Origin of the sequence: Proteus vulgaris (assembly GCF_016239305.1) — a bacterium.
Classification (GTDB): domain Bacteria; phylum Pseudomonadota; class Gammaproteobacteria; order Enterobacterales; family Enterobacteriaceae; genus Proteus; species Proteus vulgaris_C.
Window position 1 is genome coordinate 188,297 of sequence record NZ_JAEHOQ010000001.1, and the last position, 17,683, is coordinate 205,979.

The window sequence follows — 17,683 nt, forward strand, 5'->3', positions numbered from 1 at the left end:
AGCGATTAAAAAAAGCACCCCATAATAGTTATTATGGGGTGAAATATAAGATCCTAGGAACAGGATCCTCCTCAAGTCAGGAGCTTATCAATATTCGTTACTACTATTTACGGCTATACTACGGTTACTTCTACTACTTACTTCGTACTACTTTCTAACACTCACTACAGGGTATTGGGTTAATGTGCATTTTCTTGCGTACTTGGGTTTAATGCATCAAAATTGGCTCTTATCTCATCTTCTGGTAATTGAATACCAATAAAGACCAATGTGCTTTCGCGGACTTCATCTTCATGCCATGCTCTATCCCAATCAGCACTATAAAGACGTTGTACACCTTGGAATAACAAGCGATTAGGTTGATCTTTAATATTTAATATCCCTTTATAACGTAAAAGATTATCAGCAAAGCTTAATAATAATTTTTCCATTACATCAGAGACTTTTTGTAACTCAACGGGATAATCAAATTTCAGTACAATAGAATGGATATCATCTTGTTTTTCAGGCTGAAAACGGAAAATAGGCTGTTTTACTTCAAGGTTATCATTCAACATAAAACCTTTTACATTAAACAATAAACCTAAATCAATTTGTCCATGAATAACGGTATTAACAGGGGCTCTCGCATTAATGCGTCTTAATCGTGCCATTAATTCAGGTGATGCCGGTGCAACATCAGTTTTTGTTAATAAGATGCGATCAGCATAACCAATCTGAGATTGTGCAATAGTAAATTGATCCAGTTGTTGCTGAGCATGAATATTATCAACAAGAGTAATAATCCCATCTAACAAATAGCGTTGACAGATCACTTCATGAGAAAAAAATGTTTGGCTAATTGGGCCTGGATCAGCCATACCAGTACATTCAATAACTAATCTATCAAACTTAATTTCACCACGATCAAGACTGTCACATAAGTCTAATAATGTGTCTTCTAACTCATTAGATTTACTACAACAAATACAACCGTTGGTAAGTGTTTTAATTTGAGTGGCTCTATCACCAATGATTTCATCATCAATAGGCACTTCACCAAATTCATTTTCAATAACAGCGATTTTATAACCATGCTTTTCATTAAGCATATGACGCAAAAGCGTTGTTTTTCCTGATCCTAAAAAACCAGTCAATATCGTCACTGCAATAGGTTCCATTATGTGTCTCCTTTACAGATTATTAGCAACAGCGAAAACCGCCTTTACCATCACCACCACCATAACGGGCTTCCTGACGTTCACGGAAAAACTCGTTATAGGTCATTACTGGTTTATCAGGATGGTTATCTTTCATGTGCTGTACATAGTTATCATAATCAGGAATACCTATCAGCATACGAGCGGCTTGTCCTAGATATTTTCCAGCTTGTCCTAAATTGCCAAACATAAGTTTCTCCTAAACCCCGTACCAGCTAAACCAGTACGGGGTTAAACTATTTACCTAAGATTAGTGACCTGAGGACACTTTAACGTCTTTTGGCATAGGAACATACGGTGTTTCTTGTGCTGTTTCTTCTGGGTTTTTACGCGCTTTCATTGCAGTACGGAAGCCGTAGAAAATGATGCTGTAAACAACCACTAAGAATAGAATACTTAAGCCCGCATTGGTGTAGTTATTAATTACAATATGATTCATATTAGTAATCTCTGCCGCAGTTAAATCGGCACCACCTGCTAAGATCTTCGCTTTGTATTCATTTGCTAAGTAGAAGAAACCTTCCATTTGTGGATCATCACTAAGAAGTTTCAGACCTAATGCCCATGTTGTACAAATTAATAGCCACACCGCTGGAACAACAGTTACCCAAATATATTTAGTGCGTTTCATCTTAATTAAGATAACCGTACCTAATACCAGTGCAACAGCTGCTAACATTTGGTTTGAGATACCAAATAATGGCCATAAGCTCTTAACTCCGCCTAATGGGTCAACAACTCCTTGATATAACAGATATCCCCATAAGCCGACACAACCCGCTGTACCAATAACACCTGGAATGAACGAATTTGTTTTCTTCAAGTAAGGAATAAAGTTACCTAATAAGTCTTGAAGCATGAAGCGACCAGAACGTGTACCTGCGTCTAACGCGGTTAAAATAAAGAGCGCTTCGAACAAGATCCCAAAGTGATACCAGAAGCCCATATCCGCAGCAGGAATAATTTTATGGAATACCATCGCGATACCAACCGCTAAGGTAGGCGCACCACCAGCACGGTTTAATACAGAAGGTTCACCAATATCTTTCGCTGTTTGTAAGATTTCTTCTGGAGAGATAACAAAGCCCCATGAACTGACTGTTGCAGCTGCATGTACGGTAACTTCTTTTAACTGCCCCATGATAACAGCTGTATTTTCACCACCTAATTCATGTAGGTTCGGCATCGTAATGCCTAAGCCTGCTGGTGGGGTATTCATTGCAAAATACAGACCTGGTTCAATGATAGATGCAGCGACTAATGCCATGATCGCAACGAATGATTCCATTAACATTGCACCATAACCAATAAAACGAGCATCCATTTCATTTGCGATAAGCTTAGGTGTTGTACCTGAAGCAATTAGGGCATGGAAACCAGAAACGGCACCACAAGCGATTGTGATAAATAAGAATGGGAATAAAGCCCCTTTCCATAATGGCCCAGTACCATCGATGTATTGAGTAACCGCTGGCATTTTCAGTTCAGGGTTTAAAATCACAATACCCACAGCTAAACCAACGATAACACCAATTTTCAGGAAAGTTGCTAAATAATCGCGTGGAGCAAGAATTAACCATACTGGTAATAATGCAGACACAAAAGCATAACCAATAAGGCCAAAGGTAATTGTTGTATCTTTAAAGGTTAACGCTGGGCCCCAGTATGGGTCGTGAGCAATAACACCACCAAACCAAATCGCCGCAATTAGTAAGACAATACCAATAACTGACACTTCACCCACACGACCTGGGCGGATATAGCGCATGTAAATCCCCATAAACAGGGCAATTGGTACTGTTGAACAAACAGTGAACACACCCCATGGGCTTTCAGCTAATGCTTTAACAACGATAAGTGCAAGTACAGCAAGAATGATGATCATGATAAGGAAACAGCCGAATAAAGCGATAGTACCCGGAATTGGCCCCATCTCTTTCTTTATCATCTCACCAAGTGAGTTACCATTACGGCGTGTAGAAATAAACAACACCATAAAGTCTTGTACCGCACCCGCTAACACAACCCCTGCTAATAGCCAAAGTGTACCGGGTAAATACCCCATTTGAGCAGCAAGAACAGGACCGACTAAAGGACCTGCACCAGCGATAGCTGCAAAGTGATGACCAAATAAGACATAACGGTTGGTCGGAACATAGTTCAAACCGTCATTGTTAATAACAGAAGGTGTCGCTCTCGTTGGGTCAAGCTTCATCACTTTTTGAGCGATATACAAACTGTAATAACGATAAGCAACCAAGTAGACGGCAACAGAAGCGACAACTATCCATAGCGCACTAACGTGTTCACCACGACGAAGTGCAACCACTGAAAGACAAAAAGCACCGATAATCCCGAGGATCACCCAAGGTACGTGCTTTAAAAATGCATTTTTGTTCATGAGACACCTTTTTTTCAGGCAAGACCGAACAGCCAAAGAGTAATGCGGGACAGCAAAGAATGATTTGAGCGAATATGAGAGATAACTGCCCGCAGCTACATAATAAGAATTTTGACACAGGAATAGTGTGATTAAATCGCTTAGCGGTTGTATACCGAATTAAGCGGTCTGTTTTCTCAGTTAAGTGGTTTTACTGTTTTCAAAAGGCGTTTTTTTTGTGATCAAGATAACAATTTTATGTCTTTCAATAAGTTAGAGGATAAGAAAAGAATAAAAAAACGCCTCAATATCAACAAAAAAGGCGTTTTTTAATAACATTATTCAAACAAAGTAAGATTATTGACTAAATTGAACAGATATCAAAAGTACATTACCTTTTCGAGATGGTGAGCCATTAAACCGCCACTGATAAGCAACATCAATCACTGCATTATCAATATTCATATCACCACTACTGGTTTTTAGCATCACCACAGTAGGAACACCTTGAGGATCAACATCAAGCTGTAAAATCATATCGCCCGTTTTAGGTGCCGTATTTGAGGCATTTACTTTCGGTAATAGTTGAGTACTACCTTTGATATTTGCCGATGCAAAATCAACACTAAAGGTACAGTTTGATTGCTCTGTTTTGTCTGTATTTAAAAGTGAGCGGACCACTTTGCTATTCGGATCTGATGCAGGTATCGCACGTTGAGCCAATTGAATTTGCGTTAAGTCATCACTGAGATAATCATCCGAAGGCTTAACTTCAATACCTTCAGGTAGATAGCGCATATCCATTCTTGCTCTCAAAGTTTGGTAACGTTCTAAACGAGCACCTTCAAGGGTATTTATCACCATTCTCATTTCCAACATTTGCATGATAGAACTAATACTTTCTTGTGATTTTTGCTGTGTTGCTTTCGCAAATGCGCCTGCTGCAATTTCAGGATCTTCATCTAGCCAGGTTATCCCCCAACCTAACCAAACATCTTCGCGATTTGGATTTAGTGCAATAGCTTGCCCAAAATGGTGACGTGCTTGTGATAACAAGTTTTGCCAATACTCTTCATGTTGTGGATAAATATCAGGAGATTGAGATAAATTATTTGTTCCCACATTGTAATATTGCAATTCAAAACGGGCGACCATTCTTACAACATCTTCATTATCTTGATGAAGTGCCAATTTTTCGTTTAAGAAACGTAGACTATTATCCCAACTTTCGTGGTTATTTTTTCCATTAGATAATGTTTGGAGCTCTTTTAAAATATTTTGTAATACCGCTCGTTCTTCTTGCTGTTGTTGTGCGCGTTTTGAATAAATAGATGAATAGGGTTCATAGGTAGAATGCGATGATGATTTACTCGACTCTTTTTCTGGTGCTTGCTTTTGTAAATTTATGAACTCCTTTTCAGTACTTGCAATACCGTTAATGTCTTGCCTTGCATAAGCTTTTGCCAGTGTGATTAACATAGGTTGTTGCTTAATAGCATAGTCATTCCAGCCAAGACGTGTGCTTTGAAAACGAACGGTAACACGCTGATGATAACCCTCTTTTGTTGGCATAAAACGCCAACCACGAGCATCACTTAATGCTTTGGTATCAAATACATTATATCCACTACCTTTTTGTACCCAAAGACCTAAAACGCGTCCTTGAGGATCAACATCAACGGATAAAACAGTTTCTGCAATAGGAATATATTGCCCAACAGATGGGTAATGAATTTCCGTCCAGTTCTGTATTTTATTTGGTGAATCAACAAGCACTATCCCCGGATATTCCCTATCATTCATCATTGATTTCCATTCGACATAAGTCTCACTGTTATTCGCTATTGCATGAGTAACAGGCAGTACTTTTCCTGCCAATGTAGCGATCTCTTCAGGAACTGCATTTTTTTGTCGATATAAACGATCTTCTATCACCCGAGCTTGAAGGATTTGATAAATCTGACGTTGGTTTTCTGTCAATTCAGAAATTGCTTTTTCAATAAGTGGTTGTAATGAAGGATTATGGCGCCCCAATTTGTCATATTTTAGCGTATCAGCAACCATTAACGCGGCCATTGCTTTTTCTATCTGTATATTGGGTGGTGTATGAGCAATGTAGGTTAATGCTAATGTTTGCCATGCTTCAGGGGCTAATGGTGCAGTAGTAATAGCGTTAATACCTGATTGCTCTAATTTTTCATTACTACTTGTAAGAAGCGATGATAATGCTTGAGCAGTAATAATTTCGGGTTGATTCAGTAACCAGTCACCATAAAAAGAGAGCGTTTTAATTGCCTCTTTTTGTTCTGGTGTTCCTTTTGCATGAGCCAGATACGTCTCTTTAGCTTGCATTGCGGAAGTTACATCATCCGTTAAATAAACAAGCCCCGGTAATTCGGTGCGTTTCTTTTCAAGCTCTTTAAGATACCCCAACGTTTTAGGTTGATTAACAACGATTGTTTTAATGATGTTATCTTCAGCATTAATCACGCTATAACGAAAATCACTCCACTGCGATTGTTCTATATTTTGTAAAACAAAGCGGCGACGATCTTCTAATTCACTATGAGGGATCATTGAAAATGAAAGACTAAAAGTCATTAGAAGAACAGCACCACTCCCAAAAAAATAGAAGATATTTTTAGCGCGCCACGATTGTAATAACATGACAATTGTCATAATGAGAGAGCCTAACCATAATCCCAATAAGAAATTACGCTCATCGAAACGAACTGATGAGGGAAGGATCTTGATACTAATGCTGTCGATAGTACTAATGATTGAAACTAATAACGCAGGTAACCAAAAAGGAAATAAGAGTGTGGCGATCCCAATAATAATTAGGATCGGTTTAATTGTTTTATTCATATGAATTCCCTCTCATTAAGGTTTTCTTTTCAAAATACGTAATGAAGGGAGAATAAAAATGATGAGTATAATAATGGCTATCATCATTAAAAAAATTACGCTTAGCATTGTTATTAGTAGCTGCTCAATATAATTCGCTTTTATTAAGTCAGAAATCCAAGTAAAGCCTAAATCACCACTTGTTCCTTGCGGAATAAAATACATCAACAGTAATCCGAAAATAATCGGCGCTATGATGGCAATAGCGGTGTGAAAAATAACAGCTGGAACTTTACTTATTGCTTGTTTTAACGCGATAAAAATAGCGGGTGGCTGTATGGGTTTAGCTGAAACTGTATGTGTAGGTGTATGTCTAATATTGGCATTTTTGACGCTATTTTGGCGTATTTGCTCTCGTTGTGTTTGACTTTGCTTTTGAGTAATAGCCACTTGCTGTAGTTGGGTTTGCCTTGCACATGCTGCACAGGCTTTACCCGCAAAATATTGGTGGTTTTTATCTTTCTGACATACCAACATTTGTTGCTTTTCAGGTTGTGCGTATTCATACAGTGCCGTAGCCCATGTTTTCGCACTGGGTCTTAATGTTGGATTTCCTGAAAAAGCTTTATCAAATAATGTTCTCAGCTTGTTGGGTAATTGTTTATGTCCACTAGCAACATTTGGGGTAATTAAATTATGCGCCTTTACGCCATAACCATAAAAACGACCAGCAATACGTCTTGGAATATCCGTAGGAACCGTGTCGTTTTTAGGTCGACCGCTAAAAGGATGGATACCAAAATTAAGTAGTTGAAAAATAATAACAGCTAAGGCAAATCGGTCTTGTTGCTCTTCTTGATCTTGTGGAATAGTTTGTTTTGCTTGAAATTCGGGAGCTAAATATTCAACAGTAAATTGTCCTGCGGGATAGCGTATGTTTTCTCCTTGAATACTAAAACCATCACAATCAAGCAGAGACATATACAAACTTGATTTATAAAACCGTAGGTTTAATGGCTTCATATCAATAATACGATGTCCTTGTTGATGCAATGCATCGATTAATGAACAAAGATTATAAGCAAGGCTAACTTTAGCACCCATTCCAGTGGGTAAGTTATGGGCTTTAGCTTGACGCTCTTGAAGAATATATTCTAACTCTATGGTGTTTTTCACATCGAGTTCAGGCATCACAAAGCCAACAAATTCCTTTTGGCTATTGTATAAACGTGCTTGAGGCCATGCGAGTTGAATTATTGGGGTATCATTGACAGAAACGGGCTTTAATGCGGGCTCTAGTTTCTGCATTGCGGTAATTTTTTTCAGATAATAGGCTTTATCAATTTTATCATGGTAAACTTTTGATACTTGGAAGGGGGCATTATTAATGTGACTAACACTTCCTGCGCCTCCGCTTTTTATCAAATCACCAATCTGATAAATCTTACCATTTTCATCTTGCAGTTGTGTTATCCCAGATATCGCTATCCCTTTTTTTCTCGCTTTTACCACAACTCTTCATCCCTGATACAAATCACTAAGGTTTTATCATCACCCGTAATTGAATGTGTACGAGGATCTGCCAATGTTCCCGCGAGTGCTTCACTTCCACTGTCCTCAGATACTGTTTTTAAATAACGGATCACTGGAGTGATAAACGGCTCATAAAGGGCATCACACGCTTTATTCATGGCAAAAGGCTGTACACCATCAGACATCAAAATAACTTGTTTTATCGGCTTACTTAGAGGAATAACACGTAAATGAGCTTCCCAACTTTCTGACGTCACAAACCACGTTTGATTGGCATATTCTCCATTTTCAGGCTGTGATACATAACGGGTACCATCACAATATTCCACCACTGCAATACCGTCACCCAAATGGAATAAATAGCCACTGTCATCACCAATCCAACATGCAACCAGTGTAGATGCATATTCATTAAGTGCACACTGCTTTATTTCTGCATATTCAGCCAGTTGGAGGCGAATATCTTCGATAAGTTGTTTTGCGCCTTGTGTTATCTGTTTTTCAGTTAACAAATCAATGTTTGGCCACTCTGTGATACGTAGCGTAAATAGCCTCGCCACAAGTTGAGCACCTTGCTCACTATAACGAGAGGAGCCAGCACCATCACAAACAGCCGCGATAAGATACTCACCTTTACGACGAATAAAATAAGCATCCTGACAAGGAATTTGACGTTCCTGATGGGCAATCCCTGTCACCGATGCCCCATAAGCTAACCAATCGTTCATCAAACAGGTACACTCGCCCAAGAATCTGTTGAAGGTAATTGTGCAGTGCCTCCCGGCGTTGATTGAGAAACCACTTGCATACTGGCACTTAACCATAAGAATAATTCTTTAAATTGTAGCCCTTTAAGCATTTTCACACCATTAACACCATTACGGCTAAAACTTCCCATCACTTCTGCTGATGCTCCATCAACCATAATAGGAAATACTGCTGTTTTTTGGCTTTCTTCTGCTTGACGACAAAGCTGTGCAGCTTGTTCCCACTGATCGGTTGGCACACCATCAGACATTAAAAATAGCCAAGGACGAGTATAAGCAACACCGGCTTGTTTAAAACGCTGTTTTTCTGCTTCTATTTCTTCAAGCGCCAGCGTTATAGCTTGTCCCATCGGGGTTGTGCCATTTGCTTCTAAAACAGGAGCCGTAAAATCCATAGCATCTTTCCAATCACCATGCACAGTGCATTGGTCATATCCACCATATTCAATCACTAAAATACGCACACGTTTTGCGGCAATTACATCATTTTTTAGCTCTTGTTCAAGTAGCTTAAGGCCTTCATTTAATTGTTGAATCGGCTGACCATACATACTGCCGGAGCTATCTAACACTAAGATCAAAGGAGTACGTTGTTCACTATTATCAACTAAGGCTACATCAGGGATCATAAGATGCTCCATCATTCGGTTATTATTTTTCATGATAATGATTAATGTAACATAAAGATGCAAAATTCATCAGAAAGAAAAAAACGATAAATTGAAGATAGAGATATTTCTTAAAAAAAGTAGGTTTTAGGATTTAAAAATATTATTTTAAATTAGAATTGCGCTATTTTTCATAATATTAAATGAAAAAAGCACCTTATTACATTAAGTAAAAGGTGCTTTTTAAATAAAATATTTATTTTATTAATAATGGATTTTTTGGCGTCCAGCAATAGAGTGTGAAAGCGTTGTACCATCAACCATTTCAAGCTCGCCCCCCACAGGAACCCCGTGAGCAATTCGGCTTGCTGTAATATCATACTGAGCGCAGATCTCAGCAATGTAGTTGGCTGTCGCTTCACCTTCCACGGTCGGGTTTGTGGCCAAGATAACTTCTGAAATTGTTTCCTGACTCAAACGCTCTTCAAGTCTATCTAAACCTATATCCATAGGTCCGATACCATCTAAAGGGGATAAATGCCCCATTAAAACAAAGTATCGACCCGCAAACTGCCCTGTCTGCTCGATAGCATGAATATCTGCAGGACTTTCCACAACACAAATTTGTCCATTTTGCTGACGACGAGCATTGGCACAGATGGTGCAACGTTCTTCTTCAGTAAAAGTACGACAATCACAGCAATGACCGATTTCAGACATTGCACGCGTTAACGCTTGTGCAAGTCGCATACCACCGCTTCTATCACGCTGAAGCAGTTGGAAAGCCATTCGTTGCGCTGATTTAGGCCCTACACCGGGTAAACAACGCAACGCTTCCATTAATGATTCAAGAAGTGGGCTAGTTTGCATTAGAATGGCATCTTAAAGCCTGGTGGTAATTGCATACCATTAGAAACAGAGGCCATTTTCTCTTTTTGCGTTTCATCAATACGACGCGCAGCATCATTAAAGGCGGCAGCAATCAGATCTTCTAACATCTCTTTGTCATCTTCTAACAGACTAGGATCGATTTCAACACGACGGCAATTATGAGCACCATTGATAGTGATCTTGACTAAGCCAGCACCAGATTCACCGGTCACTTCTAAGTTTGCGATCTCTTCTTGCATTTGTTGCATTTTGTCTTGCATTTGTTGGGCTTGCTTCATCAGATTGCCCAAACCACCTTTTCCGAACATAATTGTCTCTCTTTGTAAAGCCACACAGTATGAAGTCATACAATATGTTGCGATTAAACAGGTCGGATACTCTCTTCATCCAGTTCAGCATCAAAATATTGCTGTAATGTTTGAATTGTTTTATCCGTAATAATCGATTGACGCGATAACGCCAATTTTTCATCATAAATGGCTTGTCGCCACTCCAACGGCGTTTTTACCGCTGGATTATCATCTTCTATAATTGTGAGTGAAATTGCTTTTCCATGCAATTCACTTAATGCATTTGTGAGTGTGCGTAACGCATTTGCTGAATTTAAATGTTTCTGTCTAGTTCGTAAATGCAAAATCACGTTTTCTTCACTTACTGTCTCTTTATACGCATTTAATGCCAGTTGTTGCACCAATTTAGGCAATGGCATTTTTTCAATCTCAGCAGCCCACGCATCTCTTTCTTGTGATTCTTTCGCAATTTTTGCCGCTAACTCTGGCGTTTTTTCGTATTCGAGAACTTCTTTAATTTCTTTAGGCGAAGACACGGCCTCTTGCGTTGACATCAACTCAGGATTTTGTGGGCGCCATTGATATGCTTCTTTTTTCTTTTTTTCAGGTGCATTAGGATTAGGTTGACGCTTAGTAACTTGCTGGCGTCTTTCACTCACGGCTGCTAGCCGTTCTAATGCACTAGCAGCCGGCTTAGCCTGATTTGGCGTCGCCGGTTCAGACTTTTTTGGCGGGGTTTGTTGTTCTGTCCCCTTTATCGCCTGCCGTGCTCTTAAAAGTTTTGCCGCTGGGCTATTACCTAACGAGGCATTGTCCATGGGCGAAGAAGAACGTGTATTTTGTGGCGAATGAGTCTGAGGTAATTGTTGCGCATGACGTTCAGGTACTCGATTCGTTGGCAATGACGTAGAAGGCAAAGTTTGCGCTAATGGCGCAGAAGAAACTTCATCAATCACTGTTTTGGGATGAAAAGCTAACGCTCTTAATAACGTCATTTCAACGCCCATGCGTCTATCTGGCGCATAAGCTAGTTCTTTTCGTCCAACTAATAAGGTTTGATAATAGAGTTGTAAGTCTTGTGGTGAAACAGATTTAGCCAATAGACGTAAACGCTCTTGGGTAAATTGTTCTTGGGGATTATCCTCACTTGGCAATAATTGTAGCATAGCAATTTGATGCAATAATGAAAGAGTTTCAACCAAGAAGTTTTCCCAATCAGTTCCTCTTGAAGCCACTTCATTGACCAACGACATCACTTGCTGACCATCTGCTTTTACCAGAGCTTCAATCAGTGCTAAAGGCTGTGCATCATCAATAGTACCGAGCATTTGGCTTACAACGTCTGCGGTGACAACACCTTCACCACTTGCAATAGCTTGATCTGTTAAGCTTAAAGCGTCTCGCATACTACCATCGGCGGCACGAGCAATAAGCTGGCGTGCTCTTACATCATTTTCAATGTGTTCGGCAGTAAGCACTTTTTCAAGCTGCGTCGCAATTTGGTCAATATCTAATGCGCGCAAATGAAATTGCAAGCAACGCGATAAAATCGTGACAGGTAGTTTTTGTGGATCGGTTGTCGCCAATAGAAACTTAACGTGCTCTGGTGGTTCTTCTAATGTTTTTAATAGCGCATTAAAACTGTGACGTGAAAGCATGTGAACTTCGTCAATCAAGTAGACCTTAAAACGTCCACGTGCTGGCGCATATTGAACATTATCAAGCAGTTCACGGGTATCTTCTACTTTGGTACGCGATGCAGCATCGATTTCGATTAAATCGACAAAACGCCCTTGTTCTATTTCAAGGCAATTTGCGCATTGACCACAAGGTTTACTCGTAATGCCTGTTTCACAATTGAGCCCTTTGGCAAATAATCGGGCAATAGTGGTTTTTCCGACACCTCGTGTGCCAGAAAAAAGATAGGCGTGATGAAGTCGCTGATGATCAAGACCATTAGCTAAAGCCGTCAACACATGACGTTGACCGACAACATCGTTAAAAGTTTGTGGGCGCCACTTACGGGCAAGTACCTGATAGCTCATTGATTCCGCTAAATTTGAACGAGATTTATCTCTATGCTAACACAGGGACGCCCCATTGAGCGAGATTTGTCAGAAACAAATGAGATATTGATGAAAGAACCGTCAAATATTTGAAATGTGTCAAGGAGGGAAATCAATTGTGCGGGCCATCGATATTTATATATCACATTATAAATAACACAAAAGCACCCGCACTATTACTCATGTTTAAAATAATGGCGTGTATCACCACATTCTAAACAGTGAAGAAATTAATGTCCTGGAAAATCAACCAGAGTAAAGCTGTGAACACCTTGCTTTTCTAAGCGTTCAATACCGCCTAAATCAGGTAAGCAGATAATAAATGCAGCTTCTGTCACGGTTCCACCCAAGCGACGGATAAGGCGTGCAGTTGCTTCAATGGTGCCACCTGTTGCCAGTAAATCATCAACCATTAATACTTTGTCTTTATCCGTAATGCTATCTTTGTGGATCTCTAAAGTATCTGTGCCGTATTCCAAATCATAAGTTTCACTGAGCGTTTCGCGAGGCAATTTACCTTTTTTACGAACAGGAACGAAACCAACGCCGAGGCGTAAAGCAACAGGAGCACCAAATAGGAAACCGCGAGCTTCGGTACCCACGACTTTAGTGATACCCTGACCTTGATAGTGTTCTACCAATAAATCAATGGTTGCCTGATATGCAGCAGGATTATCCAATAATGTAGTGATATCACGGAATAATATCCCTTCTTTTGGATAATCAGGAATGGTTTCAATACTGTCTTTAATAAATTGCAGTTGTTGCGCGTTAGCAGTCATAATCAGTGCCATAATAAAAAACGAAACGATAGAATCTATGCAATATGCCGTTAAAATGCAACAGAAAGCCAGTTAACGACTCTTTTTTGTTGCTTTAAGTCAATTCATGTTTTTATCAAAACAGGAACAAGAACCAGATGAATAAACCCGATCCTTTAAGCTTGTTTAAAAAACAGATAGACAATCTTGCCGAAACACTGGCGCCTATTGCAAACAAAAAAATTGCAGCACCTTGCTTCGACACAGCATTGTTCCACCGCCGAAGTGATTCACTTGGCGGCTACATGCAACAGATCCGCGATAATTTTACCCAGTTAATCGCTTGTGTTGAGGCACAACGAAGCCAGCAGGTTAAATTTCTGGCCACACAAATCCTACAACAAATAGAAGCATTAACTCGTGAATTATCGACACAAACACTAAGAAAGCAAGAGAACCAGCTTACTCAACGAAAAAAAAGTGTCGATTTATACCAAAAACTTGCCCAACATCAGGATTATGAACGCAGATTATACGCCATGATCCAAGATAGAGAGCTTTCATTAACGCAAGCACAAAGTTTTATGCAACAACAAGAGTTGCAAAAAGAGATTGCTACACTTGAGAATCGCCTAGCACGTTGTAAAAACGCCCTTTTCTCTATTGAAAAGAGCATTGAAAAACAAGAAGATAAATTTTAAAGATAATAATTATGAGTTTAAAAGAAGCACCAGAATCTGTTCAGTTGGCTGTAGATCTTATCTATTTACTTGAAAGCCACCATATTGATCCTCAAACAGCACTAGAAGCCCTTGAGATTGTGCGCCAAGATTATGAAAACAAATTGGCGACACAATCAACAAACACGCCCTTTAATTAAGCAAAAGGAGTATTGGCTTCAGGTGTTGAACCATCAAGAGGACGTTTTACCTCTTGTACTTCATCACCTTGTTTATTATGCAAATAAACATCAAGTTGGTTAAACGCAATATTAATATTGTTTTCATTACAAAGCTTATCAATTGCACGATTCACTTCATCAATTGCAATACTTCTATCACCTAATGTTCTAACATAAAAACGTAAATCATGGTTTAAAGTACTAGCACCGAACTCAGTAAATAAGACGACAGGCTCAGGTTCAGTCATCACTCTGGCATTCTCTTTCGCGGCTTTCATTAAGATAGCTTTGACCTTATCAAGATCCGAACCATATGCCACCCCCACCTGAATAATAATGCGTGTGACAGTATCTGATAATGTCCAGTTAATAAGTCGTTCTGTTACAAAGGCTTTATTGGGAATAATCACTTCTTTACGATCAAAATCAGTCACTGTCGTTGCTCTAATTCGAATTCGGCTCACTGTACCTGAATATGTTCCTATAGTGACTGTATCCCCAATCCTGACTGGTCTTTCAAACAAGATGATTAAACCAGACACAAAGTTTGCGAATATCTCTTGTAAACCAAACCCTAACCCTACCGTTAAAGCCGCCGCTAACCATTGTAATTTCTCCCATGCTACACCTAATATTCCCAGAGAGACAATGGTACCTATTGCTATAATGACGTAGGTTAAAATAGTTGTAATAGCGTAAGAAGCACCTTGTTGCAGTTTGATGCGCGATAAAATTAATACCTCTAATAAACCCGGTAAATTTCGCGTCATAAACCAAGAAATCGCCATAATAGAAACAGACAATAAGATATCCGCCACAGTGACGGCTTTAACAACACTTCCCAATTCAGTGGGTAATGTATAGCTCCAGAGTGAAATACCGTCTAAATAGGTAAATACAGTAATAAAATCGGACCAAATCCCGTAGAAACTAGACGCAAAAATGATAAATAAAATCATTGTTGTCAGTCTTAATGATTGCTGATTGATTTGATCCATATCCATTGGTGGCTCTTGGATAGGCTCCAGACTATTATCTTCGCTCTCTTTTTTTTCTTTTAGCATCGCTTGTCGACGCTCAAGTGCTCGACGGTAAGCAAGTCTTCGAGCCGCCACAGTTAATCCCCGCAAGCTGGCATGATAAGCAATAAACCACAACATAAGCAGATATAAGCTATCAATCCAGCGATTTGCTAAACGCAATGCCGTATAGTAATAACCTAAAATCACTAATCCCATTAAAATTAAAGGCGAGAAGGTTAATAGGGTGATCACCACCGTTCTAACAACATGATTGCCTTTTTCTTGCCACATTTCACGGCAAAATGGCAATGCGCATAAACTAATGCAAAATAGTGAAATAATCGCAACCAATTGCCCAATAACATCACCCACCAGCGATAATGGGTTATTAATACCGTAAGCAGAAAGTAAAATAATCGGCAACATAGGAAGAGAAAGGCGCAATAAACGTTTACGATTTTGCTGAACTCGCTCTACCGGAATTTTAAAATGTTTTACAGCAACGCCATTATCAGACATTAAACGATAAGACCATTCAAACATCAGCCAAAATACCGCAAATTGCCAAGCAAAAGACCAGATAAACTCTTGTTGTACGTTAAAACTATTTATTAACCAATAGCCAATCGCTAAAACAAAACAAGAAAGAGGCAATGTTTTTAAGAAAACAATACCTAACGCCAGTGGTGTATGTAACTGAGAATCTTTATTGAGCTTATTAATATCCCCATTAAGTTTTTCAAACTGCGTATCAAGTTTTTTACGTTGCCAAATCAGTACTAACCCAAACAGAATCAATGCAATAAGGACAGGGAGTGATTTCTTAGCCCCGATCAACAGATTTTCATTTGACCAATTCAATTTAAAACTTTGGAATTCAGCTACTGCCTGAGAAGGAAACGTTGAAAACCAATTGAGATTGATAGGCTTATTACTACTCACCCAGAAAATTTGTTGTGCTAATGTACTTTCTAGTGAGCTTACGACACTGCGTAATTGTTGCTGATCCATTTGCAGGTTAATCGAACCTGAAATTTGATTACCTAATTGATTATTGAGTTTATCAAGCAATTCCCGACGCGCATCAACAAGTAATTCCAATGCACTACGTAACTCTTTTTGTGCATTAGCATCGGTGACTTCAGGATGAGCGCTTAGATATTCCTGCATCAACTGATCAATATAGATATTGGGTTGTATTATCTGATCACGTTGCTTATTAATTTCAAATTGCTCTAATCGCAAATCAGCGATTTTATCAGGTAAATTATTAATAAAAATACCATCAGGCAAATCAACTTGCTCTTCAAATAAAATTCGAGAAAGTAACAAACTTCCTTTTAATACATCAATTTGTTCTTTTAGGTTTCGTTCAGATTGAATAGCTCTATCTAAGCGGTTTTTCACCATTAAGCTATGGCGATTTAATTCGTTATTATTTTGTGTTGTAACAATCAACTTATCACTAAGATGCTTATTGATTTCTGTTTGCGCTAAATAAAATGGATCATTATTAATGGCTTGATTATCAAGTTCTGTGCTTTGTGCTTCTTTAGCAGTTTCTTCTGAGCTGTCTAGGCGTTTATCACTGATGGCTTCCTGAAGCAATTGTGCGCGTTCCTGTGAAAGGTCGATATACACAGAACTATAGTCACGTTGAAGTTGTAACAAGCTTTGTAGTTGCACATTTGACTGTAATGTACGCTTTTGAAAATTATTTTGTTGTTGAAGGTAATATTGCTCTAATTGTAATAACTGCACAGCAGAAGGCCGCATTTGCGCTTTATCTGCACTGCTTTTATTCAGCAATATCCTTATTTGTTGCAATCTATCTGAATTATTAAATAAAACAGATTGCGCCCTTTCAGGTTGTGTCTGTAATACGATAAGTTCATTACTGTAATTAGCCAAATCATCTTGGGATTTTTGTAAGGATTGTAGAACACTTTCTAATTGTGATTCTAATGTTGCTAATGGTAACGCTTCCAATGATTTTTGGTAGTCATCCACTTCTTTATTGGCGACTTTTTGTTTTAATTGATTAAGTTGATATTGCGTACTACGCAGTTTTTCAGGTAGTTGCTCTACCGTTTTATTATAATTTACTGATTTTTTTTCTAACTGTTGAATATTGTCGAGCAATAAAAGAGATTGCTCTAAATCCGCAATTGTTAATTTATCTTCTGCACTTAACTCGCTACGTTTGTTTAATAAATTCAGCTGATTTTGAATGTTTTCTTGAGTAGGTAAATTACTGGGAACCGCAGCTAAAACTGATGTGATAGAGAGGCTCCAAAGAATAAAAATAATAGCAGTGGCGGCGACAATCGTCGTCATTCGATTATTGAATTGAGAGAAAAAAGTTTGTATCCGCATGGTTAAGCAACTTGTTCAATTAATATTGAAAAACTGTTTATT

General features: G+C 38.9%; 14 protein-coding genes. 2 read left to right on the forward strand and 12 right to left on the reverse strand.

Translation table 11 applies throughout. From position 1 onward, the window contains the following. Positions 1–179 precede the first annotated feature (179 nt). The 11 genes from yjiA to apt form a co-directional block, all read right to left on the reverse strand. Positions 180–1,160 carry a GTPase gene (gene yjiA, locus JEP40_RS00870; RefSeq protein WP_198622045.1) on the reverse strand — a complete coding sequence of 327 codons (981 nt, stop codon included), beginning with the start codon at positions 1,158–1,160 and terminating at the stop codon, positions 180–182. 22 nt (positions 1,161–1,182) lie between these two features. Continuing rightward, entirely contained in the window at positions 1,183–1,389 is a 207-nt protein-coding gene (locus JEP40_RS00875; protein WP_004245057.1) for a YbdD/YjiX family protein, read from the reverse strand. Positions 1,390–1,449: 60 nt separating this feature from the next. After that, positions 1,450–3,600, reverse strand: coding sequence for a carbon starvation CstA family protein (locus JEP40_RS00880; protein ID WP_198622046.1), 2,151 nt, complete (start codon positions 3,598–3,600; stop codon positions 1,450–1,452). 336 nt (positions 3,601–3,936) lie between these two features. Beyond that, positions 3,937–6,447, reverse strand: a complete 2,511-nt coding sequence (locus JEP40_RS00885; RefSeq protein ID WP_198622047.1) for an energy transducer TonB family protein — start codon at positions 6,445–6,447, stop codon at positions 3,937–3,939. A 15-nt stretch (positions 6,448–6,462) separates the two neighbouring features. Beyond that, positions 6,463–7,938, reverse strand: a complete 1,476-nt coding sequence (locus JEP40_RS00890) for a DNA-binding protein (RefSeq protein WP_198622048.1) — start codon at positions 7,936–7,938, stop codon at positions 6,463–6,465. Further along, complete coding sequence (locus tag JEP40_RS00895) at positions 7,932–8,687, reverse strand: PP2C family serine/threonine-protein phosphatase (RefSeq protein ID WP_198622049.1); 756 nt, start codon at positions 8,685–8,687, stop codon at positions 7,932–7,934. The genes JEP40_RS00890 and JEP40_RS00895 overlap by 7 nt, the downstream gene beginning before the upstream one ends. Next, positions 8,687–9,355, reverse strand: coding sequence for a vWA domain-containing protein (locus tag JEP40_RS00900; protein ID WP_227336451.1), 669 nt, complete (start codon positions 9,353–9,355; stop codon positions 8,687–8,689). The genes JEP40_RS00895 and JEP40_RS00900 overlap by 1 nt, the downstream gene beginning before the upstream one ends. A gap of 243 nt (positions 9,356–9,598) precedes the next feature. Continuing rightward, positions 9,599–10,204 carry a recombination mediator RecR gene (gene recR / locus JEP40_RS00905; protein ID WP_072069364.1) on the reverse strand — a complete coding sequence of 202 codons (606 nt, stop codon included), beginning with the start codon at positions 10,202–10,204 and terminating at the stop codon, positions 9,599–9,601. Beyond that, complete coding sequence (locus tag JEP40_RS00910) at positions 10,204–10,533, reverse strand: YbaB/EbfC family nucleoid-associated protein (RefSeq protein WP_036932854.1); 330 nt, start codon at positions 10,531–10,533, stop codon at positions 10,204–10,206. Before JEP40_RS00910 ends, recR begins: the two co-directional genes overlap by 1 nt. A gap of 53 nt (positions 10,534–10,586) precedes the next feature. Further along, positions 10,587–12,560, reverse strand: coding sequence for a DNA polymerase III subunit gamma/tau (gene dnaX / locus JEP40_RS00915; RefSeq protein WP_198622050.1), 1,974 nt, complete (start codon positions 12,558–12,560; stop codon positions 10,587–10,589). A 251-nt stretch (positions 12,561–12,811) separates the two neighbouring features. Next, complete coding sequence (gene apt, locus JEP40_RS00920) at positions 12,812–13,363, reverse strand: adenine phosphoribosyltransferase (RefSeq protein ID WP_036932856.1); 552 nt, start codon at positions 13,361–13,363, stop codon at positions 12,812–12,814. Between the two features lie 137 nt (positions 13,364–13,500). Here apt and priC point away from each other — a divergent pair, with 137 nt between their 5' ends. Next, complete coding sequence (gene priC / locus JEP40_RS00925; RefSeq protein ID WP_198622051.1) at positions 13,501–14,043, forward strand: primosomal replication protein PriC; 543 nt, start codon at positions 13,501–13,503, stop codon at positions 14,041–14,043. 11 nt (positions 14,044–14,054) lie between these two features. After that, entirely contained in the window at positions 14,055–14,222 is a 168-nt protein-coding gene (gene rsmS / locus JEP40_RS00930; protein WP_198622052.1) for a pleiotropic regulatory protein RsmS, read from the forward strand. Here the strand turns inward: rsmS and mscK are convergent. Then, positions 14,219–17,641: a mechanosensitive channel MscK gene (mscK, locus tag JEP40_RS00935; RefSeq protein ID WP_198622053.1), complete on the reverse strand. Its 3,423-nt coding sequence runs from the start codon at positions 17,639–17,641 to the stop codon at positions 14,219–14,221. The two genes, rsmS and mscK, sit on opposite strands and share 4 nt — an antisense overlap. Between the last annotated feature and the right edge of the window lie 42 nt (positions 17,642–17,683).